The following is a 14,177-nucleotide window of genomic DNA, read 5'->3' as shown; positions in this document are numbered from 1 at the left end:
GTCAATCTTCACGCGACTGAGCCATTCTCTCCCGAAACTCCCAGCCTGGCCACCCCTGTTGATAACTCGGAGGCAACTCTCAAAAAAGATTTCTCGCATTTCGCGTAATGAATCCGCTGCCTCGTCGTCTCATCAAACAGAGATAGCCATCAGAACTCCACCGGGGGGCGGAGTTCGGCGCCAGTGCGGGGGAATGCACTGGTGGGTGGACTCGGGCACCTCGGGGGAGGAGTCCTCGGGTCCACCCGTTCTCATGTCTGGGGAGACGGGGTCGCCGCGGGGGAGCGGCGACCACCCCCTCCCACTCAGTACAGAGGTCCGCCGGTCTGCACGTGCGCGACCTGCAGGTTCTCATCGAGTAGCACTGCATCGCCCAGATATCCGGGTGCCAGTCGTCCGAGTTGGTTGCCGAATCCGATTGCCGCAGCGGGAGTCTCGGTGAGTGCGCGCACTGCCTCCACTAGCGAGGCACCGGCCTGCACAGCGCGCTGCAGCGCGACATCTTGCGTGAGAGTGGAACCGGCGATCGAACCGGTGTCGTCGGCCCGCGCGACGCCGTCCTTCACCGTCACCTTGACGGCGCCCAGGTCGTAACTGCCGTCGGCGCTGCCAGCCGCAGCCATGGCATCCGTCACCAGCGCGACGCGGCCGGGAGCCGAGTCGAAGATCAGCTTGATCACGTGCGGATCGAGGTGCACGTTGTCTGCGATCGCTTCCAGAACGACCCGATGATCTGCGGCCGCCGCGAGTACGGGTCCTGGTGCACGGTGATGGATGCCTGGCATTGCGTTGAACGCATGCGTGAGGATGGTGGCCCCGGCCTCGAACGCGGCAACGGCCTGCGCAGCGTCCGCGCTCGTGTGGCCGACGGCTGCAGCGGAGCCCGCGGCGACGATCAGTCGGATGGCTTCGATGCCGCCGGGAAGCTCCGGAGCGATTGTCACCTGGCGAACGGTACCGCGGCCCGCGTCGAGCAGGCGCTGCACATCGGTGGCGACCGGATCGCGCAGCAGCGAGGGCTCGTGGGCTCCGTGGTGTGCGGGGTCGAGGAACGGACCTTCCAAATGAGACCCGAGGATGTCAGCATCTGTCTGCATGAGATCGGCGATCCTACCGACGCGACGCACGAGGTCATCGATCGGCGCCGTCACGAGCGAGACGACAGCGCGCGTTGTGCCGTGCGCACGGTGCAGATCGCGTGCGGTGCGGATCGCATCGTCGCCGTCATCGAAGGATGCTCCGGCGCCACCGTGTCCGTGGATGTCGATGAATCCGGGTGTGAGGATCGCACCCGGGCCCGCGACGGCGGCCCCGTCGATCACGGTGTCGGCAGCCGTCCAATCGGTGCCTGTGCCGGTCGCCGTCACGCGGCCATCTTCGAAACGCACCCATGAATCAGGAGTCTCGATGCCATCGGTGATGAGACGGACGGAATGGATCAGTGTCGCGGGCATCAGTTGCTCCAGACGATCTCGGCAGGACGGTGGCCTCCCCATCCTGCGGCATTCCACACGGTGCCGAGCGTCCCGACGCGCTCACGGAACGAAGACCAGTCGCGGTCCTCAGCCTGTGACCACGCCACCTCGGCGATCGCGGCCGCACGAGGGAAGACAAGTTGATCGATGTCGTCCAGCGTCTCCAGCGTCTCCGACCACAGCGGCGCTTCGACGCCGAGAATCGCCTCCGCAGGCAGATCATCGACGATCGCGGTCGGCTCCCAGTCGTACGCGGTCTCGAGGTTGATGAGCGCAGCCCAGTCCAAACCGAGCGGGAACTCAGCGTCGTATTTCTGGTCGAGGTACGCAGTGGTCGATGGCGACATGATGACCGAGCCTCCGCGCGCAGCGAAGTGGCGCGCAGCATCGGCGTGCGCGTCGCCGGGCTCAGTGTTGCCCCAGTACTGCCCAACGGTGCCCTCCGCGACCTGCGCGGAACCGGCTTCGTGCCAGGCAACCGGAGTCTTGCCCAGCTCAGTGGTCAACGCGGTGACGCGCTCGATGAACGCGTCGAAATCGGCCTGCGGGGTGCCGAGCGCTTCGTCTCCACCGACGTGTAGGTACGGCCCGGGTGTGAGCTCAGCCAGCTCAGTGAGAACATCGCGGAGGAACTCCCAGGTGGCCTCGCTGTGGATCTTCATCGAGGAGTGCCCGACACCCCAGCCGAGATATGGCTCACCGGCGACGGGCAGCGGCTGGCCGAGCGCGCTCGACTGCGCGAGAAGGTTGTCGTTCATGACCGGGTCTTCTACGAGCTCGGGATACGCGAGGCCGATGGCATGTGTGTGGCCGGGCAGGTCGATTTCAGGTACGACGACCATGTGGCGGGCCGCGGCGTACTGCACGATCTCGCGGAAGTCATCTTTTGTATAGAAGCCGCCTGGTCGGCCGAGCGCGGCCGTCGTCGAGCTGCGCTCGGTCAGCAACGGACGACTGTCGATCTGCAGGCGCCAGCCCTGGTCGTCGGTCAGGTGCAGGTGGAGGTGGTTGAACTTGAGAGATGCCGCCCGGTCGATGAACGCCTTCACCGTGTCGACGCCGAAGAAGGTGCGCGCAACGTCGAGCATCAGGCCGCGATATACGAAGCGTGGGGTGTCGTCGATGTCGACGTGGGGCAGCAACCAGTCGTCCCCGTCGGTGGTGAGCAGTTGGCGCAGGGTCTGGATGCCGTAAAAGAGGCCAGCCTCCGAACCATCGATGCGCACGTCACTACCGATCCGCAGGGCGTAGTGCTCGCCCTGGCGTGCCGTGCGATGCAGGACGATATCGCCCTGCGCAGCGGCGTCCGTGGTGATGTCAAGGCGAAGCCCGGTGCGCTCGGCGATCACATTCGCGAGTACGGATGCCGTGGCATCCGCATCATTGTTCACCACGATGCGCGTGCTCGAAGCAAGGCGGAACGTGCCAGGGGACTCCGTGAAGGAGGAGGGGAGCGGAACAACTGGAAGGACCATGAACAAAACCTACCCGCTGGGTGCGTTCGTGACCAGGTGTCGCGGCTATTCTGGGCGTGGCGAGTTCCGCTATGCTCGAACTGTCGCGACTGGCGTCTGGGTGGGTCACCACCGGGGAGCGACTGTTACGGAATTCGACCGCGCGCCTGGGCCGATGACACCTATTCCGCAACGAAAGAAGTCGAAATGACCGATCAGTATTTCAACGCCCCGCTGTCCGAGGTTGATCCTGAGATCGCCGAGGTTCTCGAGCGCGAGCTGAACCGCCAGCGCACATTCCTCGAGATGATCGCCTCCGAGAACTTCGTGCCCGTCTCGGTGCTGCAGTCGCAGGGATCCGTACTCACGAACAAGTACGCCGAGGGTTACCCCGGTCGCCGTTACTACGGTGGCTGTGAAGAGGTCGACGTCGCCGAGTCTCTCGCTATCGAGCGGGTCAAGTCCCTGTTCGGCTCTGAGTTCGCCAACGTTCAGCCGCACTCCGGCGCCACCGCTAACGCGGCCGTGCTGCACGCTATTGCTCGCCCCGGCGACACCCTGCTGGGTCTGTCGCTTGACCACGGTGGCCACCTCACGCACGGCATGAAGATCAACTTCTCCGGCCGTCTGTACAACATCGTCGCCTATGGCGTGAACCCGGAGACCTCGCTCGTCGACATGGACGAGGTACGTCGCCTGGCCATCGAGCACAAGCCGAAGGTCATCGTCGCCGGCTGGTCGGCATACCCCCGCCACCTCGACTTCGCGAAGTTCCGTGAGATCGCTGACGAGGTCGGCGCGCTGCTCTGGGTCGACATGGCACACTTCGCCGGACTCGTCGCCGCAGGCGTGCACCCGAACCCGGTCCCTCACGCGCACGTCGTCTCCTCGACCGTGCACAAGACCATCGGTGGCCCTCGCTCCGGCTTCATCCTCACCAACGACGCCGATCTCGCCAAGAAGATCAACTCGGCTGTCTTCCCCGGTCAGCAGGGCGGCCCGCTCATGCACGTGATCGCAGCCAAGGCGACCGCGTTCAAGCTCGCGGCAACGCCGGAGTTCAAGGACCGGCAGGTGCGCACCATCAGCGGCGCCCAGATCCTCGCAGACCGCCTCACCCAGCCTGATGTCGCGGATGCTCAGATCAAGGTTCGCTCTGGCGGCACCGACGTGCACCTCGTGCTCGTCGACCTGCGTGACGCCGCGGTCGATGGCAAGCAGGCCGAAGACCTGCTGCATGACATCCACATCACCGTGAACCGCAACGCTGTTCCGAACGACCCTCGCCCGCCGATGGTCACCTCGGGGCTGCGCATCGGCACCTCGGCTCTGGCCACGCGCGGATTCGGCGATGCCGAGTTCACCGAGGTCGCCGACGTCATCGCCCTGGCGCTTCAGCCCGGCGCAGATGTCGCAGCGCTCAAGGCTCGCGTCGACGCGCTCGCCGGCGCGTTCCCGCTCTACCCGGGCCTGCAGCAGTAACACTCCGCGTTCGCTGAGACACCATCTCCAGCATCCGGCAACACGCACGGCGTGAGACACCACCTCAGACGTGGTGTCTCACGCCGGAACTGATGTCGCGTGGAGCAGATGGTGTTTCGCTCAGGAAAGGAACTTCACGATGACTGCGAAAGTACTCGACGGAAAGGTCGCCTCGGCGGCCATCAAGAGCGAACTGACCGAGCGCGTTGCGGCGCTGCGCGCGCGGGGGATCACCCCTGGCATCGCCACGGTGCTCGTGGGTGCCGACCCGGCGTCCCAGCTGTACGTGGGGATGAAGCATAAGCAGTCCGAGGCGATCGGAATGAACTCGATCCAGCGCGAGCTGCCAGCGGATGCCACGCAGGAACAGGTCGAAGCGCTGATCGACGAACTCAACGCCGACGACAGCTGCCACGGATACATCGTGCAGTTGCCGCTGCCGAAGCACATTGACACCGATGCGATTCTTGAGCGCATCGACCCGAACAAGGATGCTGACGGCCTGCACCCGACGAACCTCGGTCGTCTCGTGCTGAATGTCAACGCGCCGATCCATACGCCGTTGCCGTGCACGCCGCGAGGAGTAATCGAGCTGCTGCTGCGCAACGACTACGACTTCAAGGGCAAGCACGTCGTCGTTGTCGGCCGCGGTGTCACGATCGGTCGCTCGATCGGGCTGCTGCTCACTCGTCGCGACCTCAATGCCACGGTGACGCTCACGCACACCGGCACGGTCGATATGTCCAAGTACCTGAAGGATGCCGATGTCATCGTTGCCGCGGCGGGGGTCAAGCACCTCATCCGCGCCGAAGACGTGAAGCCCGGCGCTGCGGTGCTTGATGTGGGCGTCACGCGCGAGATCGACCCCGAGACCGGTAAGAACAAGGTCTACGGAGACGTGCATCCTGACGTCGCCGAAGTTGCCGGATTCATCTCGCCGAACCCGGGTGGGGTCGGTCCGATGACGGTCGCACTGCTGATGACGAACGTCGTCGAAGCCGCGGAGCGACTCGTCGGCTGAAGCTGAGCAGGCTCGAGCTACAGCTCGTCCAGCATCCGCCGCTGTTCGGTGGTGAGCCCGTCTCGGAGCTCATCCTGACCGGCGGCGGTTGCATTCTGGGATCCGGCGTCTGCCGGGGTAGGCGCGCCACCCGATGAGCGGCGGCCGGTCATCTTCGACTGCACCGAGCCGATCACTTGACCGGTCTTCGCCTCGATCCGATCATCGATCTGGTCGTAGATCACCCAGGCGATGAGGAGGTACACCGGGGGAAGAACATAGCCCCAGAACCAGCCGTGCACGTTGACGCCGCTGAACCATACGGTCAGTACCCACACGATCAACTCCACGATGAATACCAGGGCGTACTGGACGGCCTTCTCACCGATCTTCGTCCTGGACTCGGCCGACTTCGCCGCCGTGCCGCGGAAAAACTTCAACAGCACCGGTTTGAGCGCGAGCGTCGCCACGGTCAAGATGACGGCCGCCCACAGCGCGTTCCAGCCGACCTGGACGCTGCGCATGAGCAGTCCGATCAGCAGCAGCGCCGCCACGTTGAACACGTACAGGGAGACGGCGCGCACGAGCCACTTATTCATGTGGACAGTTTTTCACAGCAGCGCGGGAAGCGCACGCCTGACGTCTGCGGCGGAGAAGCGAATCAGGCGCCGAGCGTGCTTTCGATGCCGCTGACGCGGGCCTGCTCGTCGAAGCGGAAGGTTGCTTCGCCGGAAGCATCGGTGACGGCGGCTCCGGAGTATGCCTCATCGGTCCACTGCATGCTCCAACCCGCCAGGCGAGCCGTGTCCCACACCGCGGAGCGCGCGTCACTGAGGTTGAGCCCGGCCAACACGCGAGGCGCGGCAATGACGGCGTCCTGCACGGTCAGAGGTGCGATCGGCGCGTCGAGGACGAAGACCGCACGAGTGCCGCCGTCGATCGGAGCAGAGTAATACGGTGAGCGTCCGGTGATCTCGACGGCGACCGTGCCGATCTGGTGTGCGGCCTGGGCGATCCACTCGTCGAGGTCGTCACCGGTGTCATCCGGGAAGGCGATCTCGGGCTGAGACAGCTCTGCGATGCCGTACTGGGAGCCGTAGTCGCGCAACTGTGCCGCGACGCCGCCTACGTCGCCCTGCGGGTGTGCCCATGCCCACAGCAGGGAGCGCGGTCCCGGTGCGATGGTCGCGATCAGGTGTGGCGTGGTCACCAGTTGCTGCTCGGGGTTCGCCGTCGCGCTGAATGTGAGCGTGCTGGCCGCCATGTCAGCATCCCAACGGTGCTCGCCCAGTGCGTCGACAGCGGCGGTGAACGCCTCCTGGCGAAGCGCGGTGAACAGGGCGGCGCGGTCGGCGAGGGAGCGAAGTGCGGCGAAGGTCATGACTCCAGTGTGGTGCCAGATCCTATGAGTTCGCCACTTTCGGCGCGGAAACGACCAGCGCTGTGGCGATCAGGTGAGCTCGCCCACCCGTTGCTGACCCGGTACGAAACGGGGTGACTTGTGTCAGCGACGGGCGGACGAGTGATCAGGGGAGGCGAGCGGCGTACTGGGCGCGGATGACGGGCCGCTCGTCGGCCTCGAAGCGCGCGGTGATCTCGACCGGCCAAGCCGGAGCCGTGCCGCGCAGACCCCACGCGGCCTGAACCGCGGCGCCCATGGCAACGTACTCTCCGGGCGCCGGCACCACCACGGGCGCGTCGAACACCTGAGCGGCGATTCGCGCGACCGCCTCATTCTGCGCCGCTCCGCCGACAAGCAGAATGCGATCGACTCTGACGCCGTGGCTGCGGATACGGTCGAGGCCATCAGCCAGGCCGCACAGCACGCCTTCGATCGCCGCACGCGCGAGGTTCTCTCGGCTGGTCGAACCCAGCGTCATCCCAAACAGGGTAGCTGTGGCATCGGGCAGGTTCGGGGTTCGTTCGCCCTCAAACCAGGGCTGCAGCACGAGCCCGCCGGAACCGGGTTCTGCCGAGAGCGCGAGCCGGGCGAACTCGTCGTGGTCTACTCCGAGAAGGGATGCCGTGGCATCCAGCACGCGCGCCGCGTTGAGCGTTGCTACCAGCGGGAGGAACCCGCCGGCGGCATCGGCGAAGCCCGCGACCGTACCGGAGGCGTCGGCGACAGCGACGTCGGTCACGGCGAATACTGTCCCGCTGGTGCCGATCGAGACGCCGATGTCGCCGCTGCCGGCGCCCATCCCGAGTGCTGCGGCGGCATTGTCGCCTGCACCACCGGTGACGAGGATGCCGTTCTGCCCGAGCACGTGCTCGGACGGACCCAGCACGCGGGGCAGCACGATGTCAGTAGCATCGCGACGCAGCGCGATCGACAGCAACTCCCGGTCGTATTCGTTTCGTGCCGGATCGAAGTACGCGGTGCCACTGGCATCCGATCGATCCGTGATGAGTTCCTCGAGGACCGGACCGAGCGGCGAATTCTCTGCGGGGCCGTAGCCGCGCAGACGCCAGGTCAGCCAGTCGTGGGGGAGCGCGATCGCGGCGATGCGGGCTGCGTTCGCGGGTTCCGCATCCGCCACCCAACGCACCTTGCTGACCGTGAACGATGCGACCGGCACGACGCCCGTACGGCGGGCGTATTCCTCCGCACCGACCTCGGTGGTCAGCGCGGTCGCGGCATCCGCTGACCGGGTGTCGTTCCAGAGCAGGGACGGACGGATGACGTGGCCGGCGGCGTCGAGCGCCACCAGTCCGTGTTGCTGGCCGCCGACGCCGATGGCTGCGACGTCGTCAAGCCCGCCGGCATCCGCGATCGCGCTCTGCAACGCGTCCCACCAGGCAGCGGGGTCGACCTCGGTGCCGTCTGGATGCCCGGCTCGGCCGGAACGGATGACAGCACCGGAGTCGACATCGCGGATGACGACCTTGCAGCTTTGCGTCGAGGAATCGACGCCGGCGACCAGCGTCACGATCAGCGTGCGCCGAGCAGGTGCTCGGTGGCGAGCTGCTGCAGGCGAACGAAGCCGAAGCCCTTGCCGCCAAGGTAGGCGTCGGTGTCGAAGTCCTCGTAGGCGCTGCGGTCAGCGAGGAAGTCGTCGTACGACTCGCTGGGGTTCAGCGTCGGCGTGGAGAGCTCGGCGACCTTGGCCGCAGCCAGTGCCTCCTGCACCTCGGGGTCTGCGCGGAATGCGGCCGCGCGCTCCTTGAGGAGCAGATAGGTGCGCATGTTCGCCGCGGCGGAGTCCCAGACGCCGGTCTCGTCTTCGGTGCGCGAGGGCTTGTAGTCGAAGTGGCGAGGCCCGTCGTATGCGGGAACGCCACCGGGGCCGCCGTTTTCCAGCAGGTCGACGAGCGAGAAGGCGTTGTGCAGATCGCCGTGGCCGAACACGAGGTCCTGGTCGTACTTGATTCCACGCTGACCATTGAGGTCGATGTGGAAGAGCTTGCCGTGGAACAGCGCCTGCGCGATGCCGGCCGTGAAGTTCAGGCCCGCCATCTGCTCGTGGCCGACCTCGGGGTTGACGCCGACGAGCTCGGGGCGTGCAAGCGAATCGATGAACGCGATCGCGTGGCCGAGGGTCGGCAGCAGGATATCGCCGCGCGGCTCGTTCGGCTTGGGCTCGATCGCGAAGCGGATGTCGTAGCCCTTGTCGGTGACATAGTCGCCGAGCAGGTTGACGGCTTCGCGGTAGCGTTCGAGTGCCTGGCGGACGTCTTTGGCGGAGTCGTACTCTGCGCCTTCACGGCCGCCCCACATCACGAACGTCTTCGCACCAAGTTCGGCGCCGAGGTCGAGCTGACGGAATACCTTGCGCAGCGCGAAACGGCGGACATCGCGGTCGTTCGACGTGAAGCCGCCGTCCTTGAAGACCGGTGCGCTGAAGAGGTTGGTGGTGACCATCGGGACGATGAGGCCGGTGTCGGCCAGAGCGCCCTTGAGACGGTCGATCTGCGTCTGACGCTCAGCATCGGTCGAACCGAATGCGAACAGATCATCATCGTGGAATGTGAGACCGTAGGCGCCGAGTTCGGCGAGCTTCTCGACCGCGTGCACGACGTCGAGTGCCGGGCGCGTCGGGCCGCCGAACGGATCGGATCCGTTGTATCCGACGGTCCAGAGACCGAAGGAGAACTTGTCTTCGCGGGTGGGGGTGACCATGACGGCTCCTTCTTGCGACGCGTCGTCGCGTACGTAAATTGTTGCTGTTCACAACCTATAGCAGGATGGGCGCCTACGTCCAGTGTTCCCGGCGCTTGAAAGCTGCTCGATGGGCGTTCGCCGGAGTTTCGAAACTTTCGCTGGAATGCTCGCGCGTCGCGCGGTTTGTGGTCGTCGACCCCGCGGGAGGTCCGGCGCCGGGTGCTGCGGATGGATCTCGCCACGCACCTCGTGGCGCGCGGAAGTGCGTCGATGCTGGCATCCTGAATCGCGTTCGAAACTTTCGAGAGAAGTTTCGTAACTTTTCGATCACAGGTTGACACGCGCTGCTGTTTACTCCTTATGTTTGGGCCAACGACAAATCATCTGCGCAAAGGAGCGCCCCGTGCGACGTCGATCAACCCTGCTGGCATTCTCCGCCGCCGCTGCAATCATCGCGGCCCCACTTATCCCTATCTCCGCTGCTGCGGCAGATCCTGAGATCATCTCGAGCGTCGATTTCGAGGACGGTACGACCGGCGACTGGTTCGCCAGCGGCGACCCAACCCTCACTGTCACCGCCGACCCGAACGGAGGTGCGGGTCAGGTACTGAGCGTGGCCGACCGCACCGAGACGTGGCACACGCTGCAGAGCCCTGAGGGCCTATTCACCGAGGGCGTGACGTATACGCTCTCGGCGCGAGTGCTGGTACAGGATGCCGCCGCGCAGGCCCGCTTCCTCGTCAAGGATGGCTATCACTGGGTCGCCGACAAGGCGATCCCTGCGGGGGAGTGGACCACGATCTCCGGCACGTTGACCGCAGACGCGGATGACACGCAGGTCTACATCGAGGTGGACCCGGCGACATCATCGTTCTATCTTGACGATGTGCTCATCACGCGTGCCCCCGCTCCAGGCGGAGGAGATTCCGACGTCGCCCCTGGCGGCGCCGTCGACCCGACAACCACACCGGTCAGTCTCGCCTCCGGTAGCGGGAACGTCTCCGCCCTCACATTCGATGACGGACCCAACGGTGCCACCACCGCGGCGCTGCTCGACTATCTGAAGACCAACGACATCCATGCGGTGTTCTGCGTCATCGGCCAGAACATCACCGCGCCCGGCGGTGCCGATCTGCTCAGGCGCACCGTCGCCGAGGGGCACACGCTGTGCAACCACACCACGAGCTACACGGATATGGGCTCCTGGGATGCCGACAGCATCCGCACCGATCTCGTCGAGAATCTGCGCATCATTCGTGAGGCGCTCGGCGACCCTGACGCACAGGTGCCGTTCTTCCGCGCGCCCAACGGCAGTTGGGGCGCCACTGCCGCCGTCGCTGTCTCGCTCGGCATGCAGCCGCTGGCCGTCACCAACACGATCAACGACTGGGCAGAGACCGACCCGGCCGTACTCACCGAGAATCTGCGCACCGCGATGAAGCCCGGCGAGATCGTGCTCGTGCATGACGGCGGCGGTGACCGCGAACCGTCGCTGCAGGCGCTCGCGACCGTCGTCGACGAGCGGCTGGCCGACGGCTGGGTCTTCACCCTCCCGCTCGGCACTCCCGCCCCGCAGCAGACGGGCGCACTCATCGACACGAGCTTCGACGATGGCGAGCTGGACGGATGGTTCGCCCGCTCCGGATCGGGAGAATCGGCACCGACCATCTCAGTCGTGCCAGGCGGTGCCGACGACTCGGCATTCGCCGCGCAGGTCTCCGACCGCACGCACGAGGGCGACGGCATCCAGTTCGACGTCGTCGACGTGTTACTGCCAGGGAGCACCTACCTGATCGAGGCCGCTGTGCGCTTCGCCGAGGGCGCAGACGTCGGACAGGGGCTGAGTATCTCGATGCGTACCGTCACCGGCGAGTCCGCCTCGTACGCCAACCTGCTCCAGATCGAGGATGCCAGCGTCGAGGGATGGACCACCGTGTCCGGTGAGTTCACGGTGCCCGCCTACGACACCGCCGCCGAACTCTATGTCGAGGCTCGCTACAACAGCGGCAACACCTCGGCCTTCCTGGTCGACCAGTTTCGCGTGAGCGTGCCGGAGCCGAACCCGGTCGACACCAGCCTGGTGCCGATCAAGGACACCGTGGACTTCCCGGTCGGCGTCGCGATCGATTCTCGCGAGACGAGCGGAGCCGCAGCCGACCTGCTGCTGCACCACTTCGACCAGATCACGCCCGAGAACCACATGAAGGTGGAGGCCTGGTACGACGAGAACGGTGACTTCCAGCGCAACGCCGAGGCGACCGCTCTGCTCGACTTCTCACAGCAGAACGACCTGCGAATGTACGGACACGTGCTGCTGTGGCACTCGCAGACGCCGGACTGGTTCTTCCAGGACGACTCCGGACGCGAACTGACCGACACCGATGCTGACAAGCAGATCCTCCGAGACCGTCTTGCGATCCACATTGACAACGTGGCCCGATCGATCTCTGATGACTACGGTCTGTACGGCTCATCGACCAATCCGATCGTCGCTTGGGACGTCGTCAACGAGGTGGTGGCGGATCAGAGCACTGACGATGGGCTGCGCACGAGCCGCTGGTATCAAGTGCTGGGCGAGGAGTACATCCCGCTCGCTTTCGAGCTCGCGGAGGAGGCCTTCAACAATACGTACGCCGCGTCAGGCACCGATCGCCCGGTGATGCTCTTCATCAACGACTACAACACCGAGCAAGACCGTAAGGGCGCGCAATATGAGGCCCTCGTGAAGAGGCTGCTGGCAGCTGGAGTGCCGTTGGACGGCGTGGGGCACCAGTTCCACGTCTCGATCAACACCACGATCGCGTCGCTGCAGGGCGCGCTCGACCGATTCGCCGGCCTCGGCTTGCTGCAGGAAGTCACTGAGCTCGACGTCACAATCAACCCGGTCACCGAGGCTAACCGGATCAGACAGGGATACTTCTATCGCGATGTGTTCCGGCTGCTGCGCTCCTATGACGCGGCGGCACCGGATGCGGAGAAGGTGTTCGCCGCCACGATCTGGGGTCTCACCGACAACCGCTCATGGCGATCTGAGCAGGAACCGCTGGTGTTCAGTGCCGGTCTGCAGGCCAAGCCTGCGTATTACGGAGTCATCGATGACCCGGATGGCCTGCCGGCGCTGATCACCACCGCGAACGTGTTCGCCGGTGACATCGCGCTGGCCGACGGATTCGCGGGCGCGATCGAATGGCAGAACCTGCCAGAGAACGTGCTGACCGGAGACGTGGGAGGGTTCCAAGCGCGCTGGAGCGATGACCACCTGACCGTTCTGGTTCGTAGCACGGTCGCCCCAGACCGCGTCGAGTTCACCTATGGCGACCAAGAGTTCGTCTACCAGAAGGATGCCCCGGACTCTGTCCCCGGTATCGAGACGGTTGTCGGGGGCGAGCATCTCATTGCGGTGCACCTGCCGCACAGCGAGGTCGTCGAGGGCTCCTCGGCGAAATTCGATGTGCGTGTCATCGTCAACGACTCGGTCGCCGGCGCTTGGAATTCGCCCGGTGAGACGGGCCGGCTCACATTCTTGGAGCCGCTGTCCTACCTGGAGATCCCGGAGCTGCCAGCCCCGACGGTCGATGGCATCGTCGACGAGGTGTGGGCGGATGCCGCCGTGGCGCAGACAGCGAGGACTGTCGAGGGTGATGCGAGCGGCGCCCAGGCGCAGGTGCGCACGCTCTGGCAGGGGAACCAGCTCTACGTGCTGTACGAGGTGACCGATCCGGTCGTCGACAACAGCAACAGCGACGCGTGGAACCGCGATTCCGTTGAGGTGTTTCTCGATCTGGGCAACACGAAGGCCGGGACGTACGGCCCGAACGACACGCAGATCCGGATCACGACCGACGGGGACCTGTCGTTCGGCACGGGCGATGCCGCGCTGCAGCAAGCACGTGTGGCCAGTAGCGCGACCGCTCTGACAGAAACCGGATATGTCGTGGAGGTCGCGATCGACCTCCTCGGCGAGTCTGGCGGTCAGAGCGACGTTCCACTCGGCGGCCTCGACACCTTCCATGGACTGGATTTCCAGGTCAATGATGGACGAGACGGCGCCCGCTTCGCCGTGCACACCTGGGCGGAGCCGACCGGCACTGGCTACCAGAACACGGCACGCTGGGGCGTCGCACGCCTGGTGTCGGCCGAAGAACCGAGCGAGCCGACGGAGCCGACGGAGCCGACTGAGCCGGCTGAACCCGGGACGCCGACGGAACCGACGGAACCCGGGACGCCGACGGAACCGACGGAACCAGGAGATCCGGGCGACGGCGAAGTGGTCGCCTGGGCGACGGTCGACGTCGGCGACGGCCGCGTGGAGCAGGGCGGAGCCCTGCCTGTGACCGTGTCGGGGCTGGAACCCGGTCAGCAGATCACGGCGACGCTGTTCAGTGATCCGATCGAGATCGCCGGTATCTCCGCGGCTGATGCTTCAGGTCGGGTGACCTTCGAAGTGTCGATCCCTGCGGATCTGCCGCTCGGTGCGCACACCCTGGTCATCGCGTCCGGAGAGCTCGACCCGATCAGTGCGGAGGTCACGGTCGTTGCGCCCGGGCAGCTGGCCGTCACCGGTGCGCAGCTGCCGTGGGGCATCGCACTGGCAGTCGTCGTGCTGCTCGTGATCGGTGGGATGCTGGTGGCCATGCGTCCGGCCAGGCTGGGGCGTCGATGAC

General features: G+C 65.6%; 9 protein-coding genes and 1 riboswitch. Of the genes, 3 read left to right on the top strand and 6 right to left on the bottom strand.

Annotation, left to right across the window (positions count from 1 at the left end; translation table 11 throughout):
• Positions 1–305 precede the first annotated feature (305 nt).
• Together ACSU04_RS06090 and ACSU04_RS06085 are read right to left on the bottom strand one after the other, a co-directional pair.
• The gene (locus tag ACSU04_RS06090; protein ID WP_439288764.1) at positions 306–1,454 is read right to left on the bottom strand and encodes an N-acetylglucosamine-6-phosphate deacetylase; all 1,149 of its coding nucleotides are present in this window, start codon (positions 1,452–1,454) and stop codon (positions 306–308) included.
• The gene (locus tag ACSU04_RS06085; RefSeq protein ID WP_439288763.1) at positions 1,454–2,950 is read right to left on the bottom strand and encodes a beta-N-acetylhexosaminidase; all 1,497 of its coding nucleotides are present in this window, start codon (positions 2,948–2,950) and stop codon (positions 1,454–1,456) included. The genes ACSU04_RS06090 and ACSU04_RS06085 overlap by 1 nt, the downstream gene beginning before the upstream one ends.
• A gap of 75 nt (positions 2,951–3,025) precedes the next feature.
• Positions 3,026–3,109: riboswitch (ZMP/ZTP riboswitch) on the top strand.
• Between the two features lie 27 nt (positions 3,110–3,136).
• Between ACSU04_RS06085 and glyA the strand changes: the two genes are divergently transcribed.
• Positions 3,137–4,411 carry a serine hydroxymethyltransferase gene (gene glyA, locus ACSU04_RS06080; RefSeq protein WP_439288762.1) on the top strand — a complete coding sequence of 425 codons (1,275 nt, stop codon included), beginning with the start codon at positions 3,137–3,139 and terminating at the stop codon, positions 4,409–4,411.
• Between the two features lie 139 nt (positions 4,412–4,550).
• Positions 4,551–5,432, top strand: a complete 882-nt coding sequence (locus tag ACSU04_RS06075; protein WP_439283868.1) for a bifunctional methylenetetrahydrofolate dehydrogenase/methenyltetrahydrofolate cyclohydrolase — start codon at positions 4,551–4,553, stop codon at positions 5,430–5,432.
• A gap of 17 nt (positions 5,433–5,449) precedes the next feature.
• On the opposite strand, the gene ACSU04_RS06070 is transcribed toward ACSU04_RS06075, so the two are convergent.
• The 4 genes from ACSU04_RS06070 to xylA all read right to left on the bottom strand — a co-directional run bounded on the left by ACSU04_RS06070 (position 5,450) and on the right by xylA (position 9,531).
• Positions 5,450–6,010, bottom strand: coding sequence for a hypothetical protein (locus ACSU04_RS06070; protein ID WP_439288761.1), 561 nt, complete (start codon positions 6,008–6,010; stop codon positions 5,450–5,452).
• A 62-nt stretch (positions 6,011–6,072) separates the two neighbouring features.
• Positions 6,073–6,792, bottom strand: coding sequence for a DUF6882 domain-containing protein (locus tag ACSU04_RS06065; protein WP_439288760.1), 720 nt, complete (start codon positions 6,790–6,792; stop codon positions 6,073–6,075).
• A gap of 145 nt (positions 6,793–6,937) precedes the next feature.
• Positions 6,938–8,341, bottom strand: a complete 1,404-nt coding sequence (gene xylB / locus ACSU04_RS06060) for a xylulokinase (protein ID WP_439288759.1) — start codon at positions 8,339–8,341, stop codon at positions 6,938–6,940.
• Between the two features lie 2 nt (positions 8,342–8,343).
• Positions 8,344–9,531, bottom strand: coding sequence for a xylose isomerase (gene xylA / locus ACSU04_RS06055; protein ID WP_439288758.1), 1,188 nt, complete (start codon positions 9,529–9,531; stop codon positions 8,344–8,346).
• Between the two features lie 385 nt (positions 9,532–9,916).
• On the opposite strand from xylA, the gene ACSU04_RS06050 reads away from it, so the two are divergent.
• A complete protein-coding gene (locus ACSU04_RS06050; RefSeq protein ID WP_439288757.1) occupies positions 9,917–14,176 on the top strand; it encodes an endo-1,4-beta-xylanase in 4,260 nt (1,419 codons plus the stop codon).
• Position 14,177 lies beyond the last annotated feature (1 nt).

The organism is Microbacterium sp. A84 (genome assembly GCF_051842815.1).
GTDB lineage: Bacteria > Actinomycetota > Actinomycetes > Actinomycetales > Microbacteriaceae > Microbacterium.
This window is presented reverse-complemented; position numbering and strand designations above follow the sequence as displayed.

Excerpts from the sequence above, each read along its gene's own strand:
- glyA (WP_439288762.1), top strand. The coding sequence starts at position 3,137 with ATGACCGATCAGTATTTCAACGCCCCGCTGTCCGAGGTTGATCCTGAG.
- ACSU04_RS06090 (WP_439288764.1), bottom strand. The coding sequence starts at position 1,454 with ATGCCCGCGACACTGATCCATTCCGTCCGTCTCATCACCGATGGCATC.
- ACSU04_RS06085 (WP_439288763.1), bottom strand. The coding sequence starts at position 2,950 with ATGGTCCTTCCAGTTGTTCCGCTCCCCTCCTCCTTCACGGAGTCCCCT.
- ACSU04_RS06070 (WP_439288761.1), bottom strand. The coding sequence starts at position 6,010 with ATGAATAAGTGGCTCGTGCGCGCCGTCTCCCTGTACGTGTTCAACGTG.
- ACSU04_RS06065 (WP_439288760.1), bottom strand. The coding sequence starts at position 6,792 with ATGACCTTCGCCGCACTTCGCTCCCTCGCCGACCGCGCCGCCCTGTTC.
- xylA (WP_439288758.1), bottom strand. The coding sequence starts at position 9,531 with ATGGTCACCCCCACCCGCGAAGACAAGTTCTCCTTCGGTCTCTGGACC.
- ACSU04_RS06075 (WP_439283868.1), top strand. The coding sequence starts at position 4,551 with ATGACTGCGAAAGTACTCGACGGAAAGGTCGCCTCGGCGGCCATCAAG.